This window comes from Streptomyces sp. NPDC048277 (genome assembly GCF_040652235.1).
Classification (GTDB): Bacteria; Actinomycetota; Actinomycetes; order Streptomycetales; family Streptomycetaceae; genus Streptomyces.
In genome coordinates, this window is the sequence record NZ_JBEZLQ010000029.1 from 126,415 (window position 1) to 142,423 (window position 16,009).

General features: G+C 72.1%; 14 protein-coding genes. 4 read left to right on the forward strand and 10 right to left on the reverse strand.

Annotation, left to right across the window (positions count from 1 at the left end):
* Positions 1 to 91: 91 nt before the first annotated feature.
* Positions 92 to 433 carry an anti-sigma factor antagonist BldG gene (gene bldG, locus AB0D85_RS42765; RefSeq protein ID WP_010986038.1) on the reverse strand — a complete coding sequence of 114 codons (342 nt, stop codon included), beginning with the start codon at positions 431 to 433 and terminating at the stop codon, positions 92 to 94.
* 81 nt (positions 434 to 514) lie between these two features.
* Here bldG and AB0D85_RS42770 point away from each other — a divergent pair, with 81 nt between their 5' ends.
* The gene (locus tag AB0D85_RS42770; protein WP_362333421.1) at positions 515 to 2,965 is read left to right on the forward strand and encodes a DEAD/DEAH box helicase; all 2,451 of its coding nucleotides are present in this window, start codon (positions 515 to 517) and stop codon (positions 2,963 to 2,965) included.
* Positions 2,966 to 2,974: 9 nt separating this feature from the next.
* Here the strand turns inward: AB0D85_RS42770 and AB0D85_RS42775 are convergent, their stop codons facing one another.
* From AB0D85_RS42775 to ssd, 7 genes are all read right to left on the reverse strand, one after another.
* Positions 2,975 to 3,289: an Rv3654c family TadE-like protein gene (locus tag AB0D85_RS42775; RefSeq protein WP_362333474.1), complete on the reverse strand. Its 315-nt coding sequence runs from the start codon at positions 3,287 to 3,289 to the stop codon at positions 2,975 to 2,977.
* A gap of 131 nt (positions 3,290 to 3,420) precedes the next feature.
* A complete protein-coding gene (locus AB0D85_RS42780) occupies positions 3,421 to 3,735 on the reverse strand; it encodes a TadE family type IV pilus minor pilin (protein WP_362333424.1) in 315 nt (104 codons plus the stop codon).
* A 28-nt stretch (positions 3,736 to 3,763) separates the two neighbouring features.
* Positions 3,764 to 3,943: a DUF4244 domain-containing protein gene (locus tag AB0D85_RS42785; RefSeq protein WP_362333427.1), complete on the reverse strand. Its 180-nt coding sequence runs from the start codon at positions 3,941 to 3,943 to the stop codon at positions 3,764 to 3,766.
* Positions 3,944 to 4,002: 59 nt separating this feature from the next.
* Positions 4,003 to 4,782: a type II secretion system F family protein gene (locus AB0D85_RS42790; protein ID WP_362333430.1), complete on the reverse strand. Its 780-nt coding sequence runs from the start codon at positions 4,780 to 4,782 to the stop codon at positions 4,003 to 4,005.
* Positions 4,779 to 5,639: a type II secretion system F family protein gene (locus AB0D85_RS42795; protein ID WP_362333434.1), complete on the reverse strand. Its 861-nt coding sequence runs from the start codon at positions 5,637 to 5,639 to the stop codon at positions 4,779 to 4,781. The genes AB0D85_RS42790 and AB0D85_RS42795 overlap by 4 nt, the downstream gene beginning before the upstream one ends.
* 69 nt (positions 5,640 to 5,708) lie before the next feature.
* Positions 5,709 to 6,890 (reverse strand): TadA family conjugal transfer-associated ATPase, encoded by a 1,182-nt coding sequence (locus AB0D85_RS42800; protein ID WP_362333437.1) that lies wholly within the window; start codon positions 6,888 to 6,890, stop codon positions 5,709 to 5,711.
* Entirely contained in the window at positions 6,887 to 7,984 is a 1,098-nt protein-coding gene (gene ssd, locus AB0D85_RS42805; RefSeq protein ID WP_362333441.1) for a septum site-determining protein Ssd, read from the reverse strand. The genes AB0D85_RS42800 and ssd overlap by 4 nt, the downstream gene beginning before the upstream one ends.
* A 583-nt stretch (positions 7,985 to 8,567) precedes the next feature.
* Between ssd and AB0D85_RS42810 the strand changes: the two genes are divergently transcribed.
* Positions 8,568 to 9,392, forward strand: a complete 825-nt coding sequence (locus AB0D85_RS42810; protein ID WP_362333444.1) for an HAD family hydrolase — start codon at positions 8,568 to 8,570, stop codon at positions 9,390 to 9,392.
* 390 nt (positions 9,393 to 9,782) lie between these two features.
* Here the strand turns inward: AB0D85_RS42810 and AB0D85_RS42815 are convergent, their stop codons facing one another.
* Entirely contained in the window at positions 9,783 to 10,607 is an 825-nt protein-coding gene (locus AB0D85_RS42815) for an oxidoreductase (protein ID WP_362333446.1), read from the reverse strand.
* A gap of 100 nt (positions 10,608 to 10,707) precedes the next feature.
* Here AB0D85_RS42815 and AB0D85_RS42820 point away from each other — a divergent pair, with 100 nt between their 5' ends.
* Positions 10,708 to 11,688: an ATP-binding protein gene (locus AB0D85_RS42820; RefSeq protein ID WP_362333448.1), complete on the forward strand. Its 981-nt coding sequence runs from the start codon at positions 10,708 to 10,710 to the stop codon at positions 11,686 to 11,688.
* Positions 11,689 to 11,714: 26 nt separating this feature from the next.
* On the opposite strand, the gene AB0D85_RS42825 is transcribed toward AB0D85_RS42820, so the two are convergent.
* Positions 11,715 to 12,977, reverse strand: coding sequence for a hypothetical protein (locus tag AB0D85_RS42825; protein ID WP_362333451.1), 1,263 nt, complete (start codon positions 12,975 to 12,977; stop codon positions 11,715 to 11,717).
* A gap of 339 nt (positions 12,978 to 13,316) precedes the next feature.
* On the opposite strand from AB0D85_RS42825, the gene AB0D85_RS42830 reads away from it, so the two are divergent.
* Positions 13,317 to 15,761 (forward strand): SulP family inorganic anion transporter, encoded by a 2,445-nt coding sequence (locus AB0D85_RS42830; RefSeq protein WP_362333454.1) that lies wholly within the window; start codon positions 13,317 to 13,319, stop codon positions 15,759 to 15,761.
* Positions 15,762 to 16,009: the final 248 nt, after the last annotated feature.

A 16,009-nucleotide genomic window follows, 5' to 3' on the forward strand; every position in this document is an offset into this window, starting at 1 on the left:
GCTTGCGTACGGCTCTGTACGGGCCCGTGTCGGAGGCCGGCCTGACGGCGCGGACCGATCGGCGGTCCGGGTGCCGTCGGCCGGCCCGGGGTCAGTCGGTGGCCGCTACCGCTTCCTCGACCGAGGTGTGGATCGGGAACACCTTGGTGAGGCCGGTGATGCGGAAGATCTTCAGAATGCGCTCCTGGTTGCAGACCAGGCGCAGCGAACCCTCATGGGCACGCACCCGCTTCAGGCCGCCGACCAGCACGCCGAGCCCGGTGGAGTCGAGGAAGTCCACGCCCTCCATGTCGACGACGAGGTGGAAATTCCCGTCGTTCACCAGCTCGACCAGCTGCTCGCGCAGCTTGGGCGCGGTATATACGTCGATTTCGCCACCGACCTCGACGACCGTACGATCGCCGACTGTACGGGTCGACAGGGACAGGTCCACGGATCCTCCAGCACCTTGCTATCGAGCGGTCGCCCCTCGGGGCACTTCGGCTTGCGGCCCCGGGGACGTTCGCCAGCCGCGTTGGCATTCAATCACTTACCGGCAGGCGTGCACGACGCCTTGGCCCCATTGTCCGTCACGCCAGTGACACACTCGGTCCCGATGGCCATAAAACACCGATCCGATTCGGCCTCGGCCGAGACCGCGTCCGGGTTCTCCCCGGGCATGGTCCTGGACCGGCTCGCCTCCGGGCCGAGCCGGTCTTCGCGCATCACTCATACGGAGCACTTGCCCCCGCGAGCGGGTCGGCATGCCGTCTGGCCTGACCGGATTCGTTCGGAGGTCGTCGCGGCCGTGCAGGAGTGCGGCATCGAGCATCCCTGGGAGCACCAGGCGCTGGCCGCGGAGCACGCCCTGGACGGCGACTCGGTGGTGGTCGCCACCGGCACCGCCTCCGGCAAGTCCCTGGCGTACCTCGTGCCGGTCCTGTCCACCCTCCTGGCGGGCTCCGAGGCCCCCAACGGCCGTGGTGCCACCGCCCTCTACCTGGCGCCCACCAAGGCACTCGCGGCGGATCAGTGCCGTTCGGTGAAGGAACTTTCACAACCGCTCGGCAACGCCGTACGCCCGGCCGTGTACGACGGCGACACCCCGTACGAGGAACGGGAGTGGATCCGCCAGTACGCCAACTACGTGCTCACCAATCCGGACATGCTGCACCGCGGGATACTTCCCGGGCACCCGCGCTGGTCCTCCTTCCTGAAGTCGCTGAAGTACGTCGTCGTCGACGAGTGCCACACCTACCGGGGCGTCTTCGGCTCGCACGTCGCCCAGGTGCTGCGCCGGCTGCGCCGCCTGTGCGCCCGCTACGGCGCCTCCCCGGTCTTCCTGCTGGCCTCCGCGACGGCCGCCGAGCCGGCCGTCGCCGCCCGCCGTCTCACCGGCCTGCCGGTCGTGGAGATCGCCGACGACGCCTCCCCGCGCGGCGAGTTGGTCTTCGCCCTCTGGGAGCCGCCGCTGACCGAGCTGCACGGCGAGAAGGGCGCCCCCGTCCGCCGTACCGCCACCGCCGAGACCGCCGACCTGCTGACCGACCTCGCCGTGCAGGGCGTGCGGTCGGTCGCCTTCGTGCGCTCCAGACGCGGCGCGGAGCTGATCTCCGTCATCGCCCAGGAACGGCTGGCCGAGGTCGACCGTTCCCTCGCCCGGCGTGTCGCGGCCTATCGCGGCGGTTACCTCCCCGAGGAGCGGCGCGCCCTGGAACGCGCGCTGCACTCCGGGGAACTCCTCGGGCTTGCCGCCACAACGGCCCTGGAGCTGGGTGTGGACGTCTCCGGGCTGGACGCCGTACTGATCGCCGGGTACCCGGGTACGAGGGCCTCTGTGTGGCAGCAGGCGGGTCGCGCGGGCCGCTCCGGCCAGGGCGCCCTCGCCGTCCTGGTCGCGCGCGACGACCCGCTGGACACCTTCCTCGTCCATCATCCCGAGGCGTTGTTCGACCAACCGGTGGAATCGACCGTCCTCGACCCCGACAACCCGTACGTCCTCGCCCCGCACCTGTGTGCCGCCGCGGCCGAGATCCCGCTCACCGAGGACGACCTCGACCTCTTCGGGCCCGCCTGCGAGGAACTGCTCCCGCAGCTGGAGGCAGCGAAGCTGCTGCGCCGCCGCACCAAGGCCTGGCACTGGACCCGGCGGGAACGGGCCGCCGACCTCACCGACATCCGCGGCGAGGGTGGCCGCCCGGTGCAGGTCGTCGAGGAGGGCACGGGACGCCTGCTGGGCACGGTGGACGCGAGCGCCGCGCACTCCACGGTCCACGAGGGCGCGGTCCACCTCCACCAGGGCCGCACGTACCTCGTACGCCACCTCGACCTGGAGGACTCGGTGGCCCTGGTCGAACAGGCCGAGCCGCCCTATTCGACCGTCGCCCGCGACACCACGGCCATCTCCGTCCTGGAGACCGACGTCGAGGTCCCCTGGGGCGACGGCCGCCTCTGCTACGGCTCCGTCGAGGTCACCAACCAGGTGGTCTCCTTCCTCCGCCGCCGGCTCATCACCGGCGAGGTACTGGGCGAGACGAAACTCGACCTCCCTCCTCGTACGCTGCGCACCCGCGCGGTGTGGTGGACGGTCACCGAGGACCAGCTCGACGAGGCCCGGATCAACCCGGAGATCCTCGGCGGCGCCCTGCACGCCGCCGAGCACGCCTCCATCGGCCTGCTCCCGCTCTTCGCGACCTGCGACCGCTGGGACATCGGCGGCGTGTCGATCCCGCTGCACCCCGACACGCTCCTCCCGACGGTCTTCGTCTACGACGGCCACCCGGGCGGCGCGGGCTTCGCGGAGCGCGCGTTCCACACGGCCCGCACCTGGCTCACGGCGACCCGGGAGGCGATCGCCGCGTGCGAGTGCGACGCCGGGTGCCCGTCCTGCATCCAGTCACCCAAGTGCGGGAACGGGAACGAGCCGTTGCACAAGCGGGGCGCGGTGCGACTCCTCACGGTGCTGCTTCGGGGGGCGCCGGGATAGGTGGTCGGGTCAGCGCGGGTCGGTGGGGGCTGGGCGCGTTGCGGTCGCCGGTCCTGCTCTGGCCCTGACCTCTGCCGCGAACGGCCCCCTTCCCGACGCCGCCGTCACGTCCGAGACGTCTCCCACGATCACGCACCGCGCCAGCCGCGTGTCCTGGGCCCTGGCCACCCGGTCCGCCCGGGCACAGGCCGCCGCCGTCCCCTCGGCCCAGTGGTCGGCCGCCGCGAGCGCGGCCATGTCGGCACCACCGGCCGCGCGGTGCCGGACGACAACGGCCTGACCGAGGCCGAGCACAACGCCGAACACCACGCAGAGAACGGCGATGGCCCCGACGCTCCAGACAGTGGCGGAGCCTCGATCCGAGTTCCGGCGACTGCAACGCGCCCCGAGGGAACGCGGGGAACTGCGTGACCAGCCCCCACCATCCCGCAGCCGAACGACCGCCCGTCGCCTCCTCACGGCCCCTCCGCCAACGCCACCGCCGACTCCCGTACCTCGAACGGCAACCCGTGCAGCACCGGCGGCCTCGCCACCACCGTCACCCGCACCTGATCGCCCTCCCGGCCCACACTCACCGTCGCCCCGTCCGGCGCCGCCTCCTTCGTCACCGCGATCACCGCGCCCTCCGTGTCCTGCCGTGCGGCGGCCCGCGCCCCGGTGCGAGCGGCGTCCACGCACCGGATCTGGGCGGCGACCACCAGCAGCCCCCACACCAGCGCCATCGTGAACGCCACCAGCACCGGCAGCACCACGGCCGCCTCCGCCGTCACGAACCCCCGGTCCGCGCCACGCCCCCGCTCACATCCGCGCACTGAGGGCTCGTTTCACGATGTCCTGGAGCTCCGCACTGACCTCGCCGCTCGTCACCACCGCGTAGAGAACCGCCGCGAACCCGACGGCGGCGATGATCCCCATCGCGTACTCGGACGTGACCATGCCCTCGTCCCGGCGAAGCAACTTCCACATCTTCTGGCACATCTCGACTCCCTCGACTCTCCTGAAATCAGTTCCTGTTGACGGCCCCGCCATCGCCTCTGTCATCCACCACCCCCTCGCATCAACCCGCCCGCCAGCCCGATCACGACGGGCAGAACCCCGACCGTGACGAAGGCGGGCAGAAAGCACAGCCCCACCGGCGCGGAGATCAGCACCGCCGCCTTGCGCGCCCGCGCGGTCGCGCTCCGGGCCCACTCCGCGCGGGCGTCCGAGGCGAGCCGGGCGACCGGGGCGGCCGCCGGCAGCCCGGACTCGTCCGCCCGCTCCAGCAGCCGGGCCAGGGCGGCCGCACCCGGCAGCGCCGCCAACCGCCGCCAGGCGTCCGCCGGTTCACCGCCCAGCCGTACCTCCGCCGCGCCCCGTGCCAGCCCTTCCCCTACGGGTCCGCCGAGGGCCTCGCCGACGGCCTGGGCGGCGACCACCGGACCTGCTCCGGCGGCGATGCAGGCGGCCAGGAGGTCGGAGGCGAGCGGGAGTTGGCGCGCCGCCTCGGCCGCCTCCGCCTCCGCGGCCCGCTCCCCGTCCCCCTCCCGGCGACGCCACCGCCACAGCCCCACGGCGACGCCCAGCCCCAGCAGCGCGCCGACGGCCCCGCCGACCAGCACCCAGCCGCCGCACACCATCCCGACGACCGGCAGCCAGCTGCGGACGGCACCCGTGACGTCGAAGTGCCTCTCCGTCCTCTCCAGCGCCAGCAGTTCGGCCACCCTGCGCCGGGCCCAGCGCCTGCGCCGGGCCATCTCCAGTCGCCACGCCGTCCAGCCCAGGGCCGACAGCACCGCGACCATCACCCCCAGCCTGTGGACAACCTCCGCGCTCACGCCGCCTCAGCTCCCCGCACGATCCGGACCGCCCACCACATCCCGGCGCCCTCGAACACCGCGCCGACGGCCAGGCAGCCCAGCCCGGCACCGGTGTGCAGCAGTACCCGCAGCGGGTCCGCGCCCATGGCCGAGCCGAGCAGGAGGCCGAGGGCGGGCAGGGTGGCGAGCATCACGGCGGTGGCCCGGGCGCCGGACAACTGGGCGCACAGGTCGGCGCGTTGGTCACGTTCGGCGCGCAGGGCCGCGTCCAGGCGGTCGAGCCCGGCGGCCAGTCCCGCGCCCTGGTCGACGGCCACCCGCCAGCAGGCCGCGAGCCCCAGCAGGCCGTCCGCGCCCGGTTGCCGTGCCGCCACCGCGAGCGCGCCCGGTACGTCTCCACCGAACCTGGCCGCCGCGACCACGGCCGCCCGGGCCTCACCGAGCCCGCCGGAGTCCCGCGCGGCCCGCAGCAGCGCCTCGCCCGGCTGCCGTCCCGCGCGCACCTCACCGGCCAGCGCACCGCACAGCGCGATCACCGCGTCGGCGCGCGCCTCCCCGGCCCGCCGCGCCTGACGGGCCAGCCGCACCCGGCGCAGCACCGGCACCCCGGCCGCCCCCGCGAGGACCGGAATCACCGAGGCGGCAAGGAGCGCGACCGCGATGCCGGCGGCCAGAGCCCACCACTCGCTCCGCCAACGGCCGTGCAGCTGCCGGAGTTCCCCGACCGTCCGCTCCCAGGAGGGCGGCCCGGTGGCCACCACCCCACCGCCGGCGAGCAGCAACCGAGTCCGCCGCACCTCGCGCTGCCGCTCGGCCAGGAGCCACGCCAGAACCCCGCCGCACACGACGACCGCACCGAAAGTCGTCTCACCCATCACACGCACCTCTTTCAACTCACAGATCGCTCAGGTCGCTTCAAACCGGGTCACCCGGTCACTCCGGGCTCACAGATCACTCACGTCACTTCGCAGCAGCTCCCGCAGCCGCTCCCACCCGCGCTGCCCCACGAACGCCTCCGCGCCCCAGCGCAGCGCCGGTACCGTCCGCACCAGCCCCGAGGGATCCCGCTCCAGCACATGCACCTCGGCGATCCGGCGCCGGCCGGCGCGGTCCCGTACGAGGTGCAGCACCACCGACAGCGCGGCCGCCAACTGGCTGTGCAGGGCGGCCCGGTCGAGCCCGGCGGCCGTACCGAGTGCCTCCAGGCGGGCCGGCACGTCCGCGGCCGCGTTGGCGTGCACGGTGCCGCAGCCGCCTTCGTGCCCGGTGTTGAGCGCGGCCAGCAGGTCCACCGCCTCGGGCCCGCGCACCTCCCCGACGACGAGCCGGTCGGGCCGCATCCGCAGCGCCTGCCGGACCAGGTCCTCCAGGGTGACCAGACCGGCGCCCTCCTGGTTGGCGGGTCTGGTCTCCAGCCGCACGACATGCGGGTGCTCGGGCCTGAGCTCCGCCGAGTCCTCGGCGAGCACGATCCGCTCCCCCGGTCCGACCAGGCCGAGAAGCGCGCTCAGCAGAGTCGTCTTTCCGGTGCCGGTGCCGCCGCTGACGAGGAAGGAGAGCCGGGCCGCCATGAGCGCGCGCAGGATCCGGTCGCCGCCCGGGGGCACGGTCCCGGCCGCCACCAGTTCGTCCAGGGTGAAGGCCCGGGGCCGTACGACCCGCAACGACAGGCAGGTGCAGCCGACCGCCACCGGGGGCAGGACCGCGTGCAGGCGGGTGCCGTCGGGGAGCCGGGCGTCCGCCCAGGGCCGTGCGTCGTCCAGGCGCCGGCCGGCCACCGCGGCCAGCCGCTGCGCGAGGCGTCGTACGGCCGCCGCGTCCGGGAAGGCGACGGGGGTCAGCTCCAGGCCGCCGCCTCGGTCCACCCAGACCCGGTCCGGAGCGGACACCAGGACGTCGGTGACCGTGGGGTCGGCGAGCAGGGGTTCCAGGGGGCCGCTGCCGACCAGTTCGGAGCGCAGTCGCTCGGCCGCGCCGAGGACTTCGGCGTCGCCGAGGACCCGGCCCTGTTCACGCAGCGCCTGCGCCACCCGCGCGGGTGTCGGTTCGGCGCCGCTCTCGGCGAGCCAGCGCCGCACCCCGTCGAGCAGGGCCGGGCCGTCCGCGCCCGCGGTGCCGGGCCTCATACGCCACCCGCCTCGACCAGCGTCCGCTCCCAGAAGTCCTTGCAGAAGCGGGCCAGCGGTCCGCGGGCGGCGGAACCGGGTGGTTTCCGGTTCGGCCGGGACAGGCCCGGTTCGACGGGCACCTCGCCGGCCAGCGGCAGGCCGAGCAGCCGGGCCACCTCGTGGTCGTCCAGTCCGGGCGCGTACGGCCCGCGTACCGCCACCCGCAGATCGCGCACGACCATGCCGACGGTGGCCGCCACCCGGCCGGCGGCGGCGACCGCCCGGAGTTCGGCGGGGACCACCAGGACGGCGAGGTCGAGCTGCGCGAGGACCTCCCTGACCTCGTCGTCCAGACGGCGCGGCAGGTCGACGACGACGGTGCCGCCGCGCCGTCGGGCGGCCGCGAGCACCGCGCGGACGGCGGGCGGCGGGATCGCCACGCTGTCGCCGCGGTCCCAGCTGAGGATCCGCAGCGAGTGCAGCTCGGGCAGCGACTCCTCCAGGGCTCCGCTGCCGAGCCGGCCGCGCGAGGCGGCGAAGGCGGGCCAGCGCAGGCCCTCGGCCGTCTCACCGCCGAGGAGTACGTCGAGTCCGCCGCCCAGCGGATCCGCGTCCACGAGCAGGGTGCGCAGTCCCTCCCGCGCGGAGGTGACGGCGAGCGCGCAGGCCAGCGTGGAGGCACCGGCCCCGCCCCGGCCGCCGATGACCCCGACGGTGAGGGCCGGGCGGCCCACGCCCTCGACGACGTCGGCGATCCGGTCCACGAGCCACTGCTCGCCGTCGGGCAGCATCAGGACGTGATCGGCGCCGATCTCCACGGCCCTTTTCCACACATCGGGGTCGTCCTGGTCGAGGCCGACCAGGACCACCCCCCGTCGCCGCGCGGCCCCGCGCACCCGCCGCGCGGCGTCGTCGCCGACCAGGACGAGCGGGGCGGACTCCCAGCCGCCGCCGCGTTCCGGTACGCCGTGGTGGACTTCGGGTTTGGCGCCGGCCGCCGCGCACAGGCGCAACAGGTCGTCGAGGAGTTCGGCGTCCTCGGTGACGATCATCGGGCGTCCGGGCCGTCCCGAGGCGGCGTACGGCGGTTCGTGAGTGACAGTTCCGGCCACGTGAGCTTCCCCCTTGGCTGCGTTCTTGTGCGCGGCCCCTGCGGCCACGCGATTCGCAAACGTGTGAAGAACCGGCAAGCGGCCTCCATATGCACGGCCGACAGAAACCGGCCATTGGCGCCCGGCAATCGGAACCGGCCATGAACTCGCCGCCGCCGGAGCGCGCTGGAATCACGGTGCAGCGAACCCGGAAATCGTGTGGATCTTGGTCCAAAACTGTGGACAACCCGATGGTTGTGAATATCGCTGTCACCCATACCGGCGAGGCCCGTTCCGGGCTCCGCGCGGCTTCCGCAGCGCAGCGCCACGACTACCCAGCGTGACGGATCGCGGGCATGCGAAAAGGGCGGCCGAAGCCGCCCGATCAGAGCCTCACGGCCCGCGAGAGAGAAGAAAAACCCGTCCGGACATGCGACGACCCCCACCGGGGGGGAGAGTGGGGGTCGTCTCCACGGCCGACTCGGGGGGGGAGGAGCCGGACCGGGTTAGCACGGTCGCGAACGATCCGTGACTTCCATGGTGTACCCGAGAGCCCTCTCAGGCAAACCCACGCGCCCCACCTTACGCCGAATGGTGGGCGCCTATGCTCGGGGTCGTGGAAAACCACTCCTTGCCCCGCACAGCGGCCTTCTTTGACCTGGACAAGACGGTCATTGCGAAGTCGAGCACGCTCACCTTCAGCAAGTCGTTCTACCAAGGCGGTCTGATCAACCGCAGGGCGGCGCTGCGCAACGCGTACTCCCAGTTCGTGTTCCTGGTCGGCGGTATGGACCACGACCAGATGGAGCGCACGCGCGCGTACCTGTCCGGTCTCGTCCGTGGCTGGAATGTCCAGCAGGTCAAGGAGATCGTCGCCGAGACCCTGCACGACCTGATCGACCCGATCATCTACGACGAGGCGGCCTCCCTGATCGAGGAGCACCACCGGGCCGGCCGGGACGTCGTCATCGTGTCCACCTCGGGTGCCGAGGTGGTCGAGCCGATCGGCGAACTCCTGGGCGCCGACCGAGTGGTGGCCACCCGCATGGTCGTCGGCGACGACGGCTGCTACACCGGCGAGGTGGAGTACTACGCGTACGGCCCGACGAAGGCGGAGGCCGTCCGCGAACTGGCCGCCTCCGAGGGGTACGACCTCGACCGCTGCTACGCCTACAGCGACTCGGCGACCGACGTGCCGATGCTCCAGGCCGTCGGGCATCCGCACGCCGTGAACCCGGACCGCGCGCTGCGCCGCGAGGCACTCGCGCGGGGCTGGCCGATTCTGGACTTCCACCGCCCGGTACGGCTCAAGCAGCGGATCTCCGCACCGCCGCGCCCCGCCCTGGTAGCCGCTGCCGCCATAGGAGCGGCGGCCGCCACCGCGGGCCTGGTCTGGTACGCGAGCCGCCGCCGGAGCACGGTCGCCTGACCCGGCGCCCGTCGCCCCTTTCACCCGTTCGGCCGATTACCATCCCTTTAGTGCGTCTTTGAACCTAAAAGTAAAGAACTGTAGGCAGGACTTCCGCTTGCTCCGGGCTTGCAGTACAAAGGGGTTAGCGGCCCGCGAGACCGAAGGGCATCCGAGAGGATCACCTTTAAAACGCATTTGGCCCCACGGACCCAGCATGGACATCGGGCACCCACGCGACGTCGACCCGTCGATTACGGGCCAGCCGCACCAGGTGACGGGCAAAGCACCCGACCTGATGGGCGACATATCGAGGACGCTTGGTAACGCGGTGGACATGCCAGCGGCGGTACGAGAACTCGTACCGCCGCAACCCTTTTCCGCAGCAGTCCGCGGCCTTCCAGGGCGCTTTTACGCCGCCCCGCGCTGCAGCGCCTCGCACACCGCCGTCGACTCGCGCACGCCCAGCTCGACCGCGCGGCCGCAGTGCGCGATCCAGGCCGCCATGCCCTCCGGGGTACCGGAGACATAGCCGTCCAGAGCCGCCAGATACGAGGCGCGGCCCAGTTCGGCGTGGCCGACCTCGGCGGGACAGATCGCCTTGGGGTCGAGGCCGCTGCCGATCAGCACGATCCGCTCGGCCGCGCGGGCGACCAGCCCGTTGTACGACGTGAAGGGCCGCAGCGCGAGCAGTTCACCGTGCACCACGGCGGCCGTCACCAGCGCGGGTGCCTCGGTCCCCGCGACGATCAGGTCGGAGAGTCCTTCGAGACGGCCCGACACCTCGTCCGCGCCCGGCAGCGGCAGCTCGATCAACGGCTCGTCGACGCTCTCGCCCGCCCGGCGCGGCCGCCCGACCTCGTCACCGCTCGTCGCCGCCGACACCAGGTGCAGCCGGGCCAGGACGCGCAGTGGCGACTGCCGCCAGATGGACAGCAGTTGGCCCGCCTCGGCGGTCAGCCGCAGAGCCGCGCCGACCACGCGCGCGTCGTCGTCGACACCGAAGTCGGAGCGCCGCCGCACCTCCTCCAGCGCCCAGTCGGCACCGGACAGCGCGGCACTGCCCCGGGCGGCGCGCAGCGCGGCCTCGGAGGTGACGGCGTTGCTGCGGCGCCGCATGACACGGTGCCCGTAGACCCGGTCCACGGCCTTGCGCACGGACTCCACGGACTCGGCCACACCGGGCAGCGATCCCAGCGCCGCGAGCGGATCGGCGGTCGCACCTGTCGTACTCATGAGTACGACAGTACGCACCACCCCTTCCCGCTCCACGAAGGAGTGGTCTTCTTCACTCCATCTGACACATACAGCTATCGGACGACTACCCTTCGTGAACATGAAAATTGCTTTCGTCGGAAAGGGCGGCAGCGGCAAGACCACGCTCTCCTCCCTGTTCATCCGTCATCTGGCGGCCGCCGGCGCGCCGGTCGTCGCCGTCGACGCCGACATCAACCAGCACCTGGGTCCCGCGCTCGGCCTGGACGAGGCGGAGTCGGCGGCGCTGCCCGCGATGGGCGAGCGGCTCTCCCTGATCAAGGACTACCTGCGGGGCAACAACCCGCGCATCGCCTCCGCCGCGACGATGATCAAGACCACCCCGCCCGGCGAGGGCTCGCGGCTGGTCCGGGTGCGGGAGCCCAACCCGGTGTACGACGCCTGTGCGCGGCCGGTGGAACTCGACGGCGGCGCCGTCCGTTTGATGGTCACCGGGCCCTTCACGGACGCCGACCTGGGGGTCTCCTGCTACCACTCCAAGACGGGAGCGGTGGAGCTGTTCCTGAACCACCTCGTCGACGGTCCCGACGAGTACGTAGTGGTCGACATGACGGCGGGTTCGGACTCCTTCGCCTCCGGCATGTTCACCCGCTTCGACCTCACGTTCCTCGTCGCCGAGCCGACTCGGAAGGGGGTCTCCGTCTATCGCCAGTACAAGGAGTACGCCCGGGACTTCGGCGTCGCGCTGAAGGTCATCGGCAACAAGGTGCAGGGGCAGGACGACATCGACTTCCTCCGCGCGGAGGTCGGGGGCGACCTGCTGGTCACGGTCGGGCACTCGGACTGGGTGCGCGCCATGGAGAAGGGCCGCCCGCCCCGGTTCGAGCTCCTGGAGGACGCCAACTCCCGCGCCCTGCACACGCTCAAGGCCGCCGCCGACGCGACGCACGAGCTGCGGGACTGGGAGCGCTACACCCGGCAGATGGTCCACTTCCACCTCAAGAACGCCCTGTCGTGGGGCAATGAGCGCACCGGGGCCGACCTGGCGGCACAGATCGACCCCGGCTTCGTGCTCGGTGAGGGGCTGGCGGCACCCGTCTGAGGAAGCCGCCGGCCCCCGTCCACCGCCTACTGCTTGACCGCCGGCGCCCCGGGCACCCCCTTCGGCGCCGGGGCCGGGCGGCCGGACAGGAAGGAATCCCAGCCCTGACGCGGGGCCTCGCCCACGTTCAGGGTGCGCAGCTTCGCCAGGACCTGCGGGTCCTGGGCGTCCAGCCAGTCGGCCAGCTGATGGAAGGAGACGCAGCGCACCTCGGGTTTGTTGCACACGTTCTCGACGACCGAGTCGAGGGCGCGCATATAGGTGCCGCCGTTCCAGGACTCGAAGTGGTTGCCGATGACGAGCGGCGCGCGGTTGCCGTTGTAGGCCCGGTTGAAGCCCTGGAGCAGTCCGTCGCGCATCTGGTCGCCCCAGTAGTCGTACTTGTCGGGGTCACCCTGGGTCGTGGTGCCGGACTGGTTGACCATGAAGTTGTAGTCCATGGTCAACTGCTCGAAGGTGTGGCCCGGGAAGGGGACGAGCTGCATCGACAGGTCCCACAGCCCCTCCTTCTTCTTGGGCCAGATCTGGTCGTTGACCCCGCTGGTGTCGTAGCGGAAGCCCAACTGGCTCGCCGCCTTCGTGAAGTTCTTCTGCCCCTCCAGGCAGGGGGTACGGCCGCCGATGAGCTCCTTGTCGTAGTCGAAGGGCAGCGGTGCCGCGTTCTTCATGCCCGTGTTGGTCTTCCAGGTCTTCACGAACTGCTTGGCCTGGGCGATCTCGCTCTTCCACTCCGCCACCGACCACTCGCCGACGCCACCGTCGGGGCCGCAGAAGTGCCCGTTGAAGTGCGTGCCGATCTCGTTGCCCTCCAGCCAGGCCAGCCGGAGTTGCTTGACGGTGTCGGCGATGCCCTGCTGGTCGTTGAAGCCGATCTCGGAGCGGCCGGGCGAGTGCTGCGGAGGCCGGTAGAGGTCCTTCTTCTCCTCGGGCAGCATGTAGACGCCGCTCAGGAAGAACGTCATGGTCGCGTTGTTGTCCTTGGCGACCTTCCGGAAGTGCGAGAACAGCTTCTGGCTGTCCTCGCCCGAACCGTCCCAGGAGAAGACGACGAACTGGGGGGGCTTCTCACCGGGCTTGAGCCGCTCGGGCCGGGGCAGATGCGGCTGGGCCCCGGTGTACGCGGTGGAGCCGTCGCCGATCAGACGGACCACACTCTGGGGCGCCGGCGCTCCTTTCTTCGGCCCGGACGCCCCTTCCTTGGAGTTGGTGCCGGTCGCGCAACCGGCGAGCGACGCGGCACAGGCCGCAGCGGCGACGGCGCCGGCGGCGAACCTCTGGGTGGCGGCCAATTCCGCTCACCTACTTCCTTCTCTCGGCGAACGCCGATGACGGCGTTTTGTGGCGGTGTGCCGGATATCTGCCGACAGCTCCGCCAAGGTCGCACGGGACCGAAGGAGGGATTAATACGACAAGCCGATGAACTGCTCACTTCACCCAGCGGGGTGAAGTGGTGCCCCATTTGCGCAGAAAATCCATGCTCGACCTTTACTCTGCATTACGATTCGTTTACTGAGCGTTGATCCATCCCGCCACTGCACGCCGTGACCCACGGCCGCGACCGTGCCCCCGCCCCCGGGCGAGGGGACCCCCCTGATCCGCGACCGCGCCGCCCCGGAGGAGACGGGAACATGTCATCAGCCTGCGTACCCACCCACCCCGAGAACCTCGGCCTGGCCCGAACCGGAGCCACAACTCCCCGGAGCGCCACCGGTGCCGACCGGCCGCAACCCCCGTCCACGCCCCTGTCCACGCCCCCGGTCGCGCCCCCTCGCCGCCGCTTCCCCGTCGAGGGCGCCGACCTGTCCGCGTCCGTCGCGGTGTTCCTGATCGCCCTTCCGCTGTCCCTCGGCATCGCCCTCGCCACCGGCGCCCCGCTCCAGGCGGGCCTGGTCGCGGCCGCCGTCGGCGGGCTGGTCGCCGGGCGGCTCGGCGGCTGCCCGCTCCAGGTCAGCGGCCCGGCCGCCGGGCTCACCGTGGTCACCGCCGACCTGATCCACCGCTACGGCTGGCGGGTCACCTGCGGCATCACCGTCCTCGCCGGACTGGCCCAACTGGGCCTGGGCTGCCTGCGGGTGGCCCGCTCCGCGCTCGCCGTCAGCCCCGCCGTGGTGCACGGCATGCTCGCCGGCATCGGTGTCACCATCGCCGTCGCTCAGCTGCACATCGTCCTCGGCGGCAATCCGCAGAGTTCGGTCCTCGGCAACGTCCGCGCCCTGCCCGCCCAGTTGGCGCACCTGCACCCGGCCGCCGTGTCGATGAGCGCCCTCACCCTGGCCCTGCTCCTCGGCTGGCCCCGGGCCCCCGGCAGACCGGGCGAGCTGCTGCGCACGGTCCCGGCCGCCCTGGTCGCCGTCGCCGGTGCCACCGCGACCGCCTCGCTCACCGGGCTCACCCTGCCGCGGGTCGACCTGCCGTCCTGGAGCAGCCACGCCCTGGCGGGGCTGCCCGAGGGGCCGGTGCTCGGCCTCGTCGCCGCCGTGCTCACCACCACGCTGGTGTGCAGCGTGCAGTCGCTGCTGGGCGCGGTCGCCGTGGACAAGCTGGTGGCCGGCCGTCCCGGACCCCAGTCCCGGGTCGGCCGCTCCGATCTGGACCGGGAACTGCTCGGTCAGGGCGCCGCCAACATCGTCTCCGGCGCGCTCGGCGGACTGCCGGTCGCGGGGGTCGCGGTGCGCAGTTCGGCGAATGTGAGATCCGGTGCCGTCAGCCGGAACTCCACGATGCTGCACGGCGTTCTCGTAGTAGTCGCCGCGCTGCTGATGGTCCCGGTCCTGGATCTCATCCCGCTCGCCTCGCTCGCCGCTCTGGTGATGGCTGTCGGCATCCAGATGGTGTCCCTGCACCACATCCGCACGGTGACCCGCCACCGCGAAGTGCTGGTGTACGCCGTCACCACACTCGGCGTGGTTCTCCTCGGCGTCCTGGAGGGCGTGGTCCTCGGGGTCGCCGTGGCCGTCGGCCTCGCCCTGCACCGCCTCGCCCGCACCCGTATCACCCATGAAGAAGAGGGAGGAGTCCATCACGTACATGTAAGAGGACAGCTCACGTTCCTCGCGGTCCCCCGGCTCAGCAGAGCCCTGCATCTCGTACCCCAAGGCGCCCACGCCGTGGTGGAGTTGGACGGTTCGTTCATGGACCACGCGGCGTACGAGTCACTGCAGGACTGGCGGAAGGCCCACACCGCACAGGGCGGCTCCGCCGAGCTGACCGGCTGCCGCGTGGGCGTCCGCTCTGCGGAGTACGGCCACCGACCGGAGCACGGGAGCCGAAGCGGAAACAGCCATGGCCCGGACGCCCACGTGGGTCACGGCCAGGGACCGGAGCCCGTCAGGTCGGGTCTCGCCGGGACGGGCCTCGCCAGATGGGGCGGCGGCAGACCGGCCGATGCCGGCCATGAACTCGTCCGTGGGATCAGCGTGTTCCAGCGCGACACCGCGCCCCTGGTGCGGGACGAGCTGGCACGGCTGGCGCGCGAGGGGCAGCGGCCGTCGCAGCTCTTCCTCACCTGCGCCGACTCCCGGCTCGTCACCTCGATGATCACCGCCAGTGGTCCGGGTGACCTGTTCGTGGTCCGCAACGTCGGCAACCTGGTCCCCCTTCCGGGTGAGGAGAACGGCGACGACTCGGTGGCGGCCGCGATCGAGTACGCGGTGGATGTGCTCAGGGTGCGGTCCATCACGGTGTGCGGGCACTCCGGGTGCGGGGCCATGCAGGCACTGCTGAGCTCCGAGTCCGGGAGTGGGACGACCCCGCTGGGGCGGTGGCTGCGGCACGGGCGGCCGAGCCTGGATCGGCTGGCCGACGACAGCCGCCCCTGGGTCCGGCTGGCCGGGCGGGCCCCGGCGGACGCGGTGGAGCAGCTCTGTCTGACCAATGTGGTCCAGCAGTTGGAGCATCTGCGGTCGCACGACTCGGTGGCGCGGGCGCTGGCGGAGGGCGCGCTGGAGCTGCACGGGATGTACTTCCACGTGGGTGAGGCGCAGGCGTATCTGCTGGGCGGGGCGGAAGGAGGCGAGGAAAGGTCGGTGTTCGAGGGGGTGCCGGGCGCTGAGGAGTTGCGCAGCCGGGCCTGAAAGAGGGCATGGAAGCCGAGAGGTCTAAACCAATTCATCGGCGGCCCTTGTCACCGGACCCCTGGGTCTGATGAGCTGTGTGGTCTGGGACACAACGGACACCCTTCGAAAGGGAGATGTCGTGAGCAACGAAAGCCTGGCCAACCTCTTGAGGGAGGAGCGACGCTTCGCGCCGCCCGCTGACCTGGCCGCGAACGCCAATGTCACGGCCGAGGCGTACGAACAGGCCAAGGCTGACAGGCTCGGCT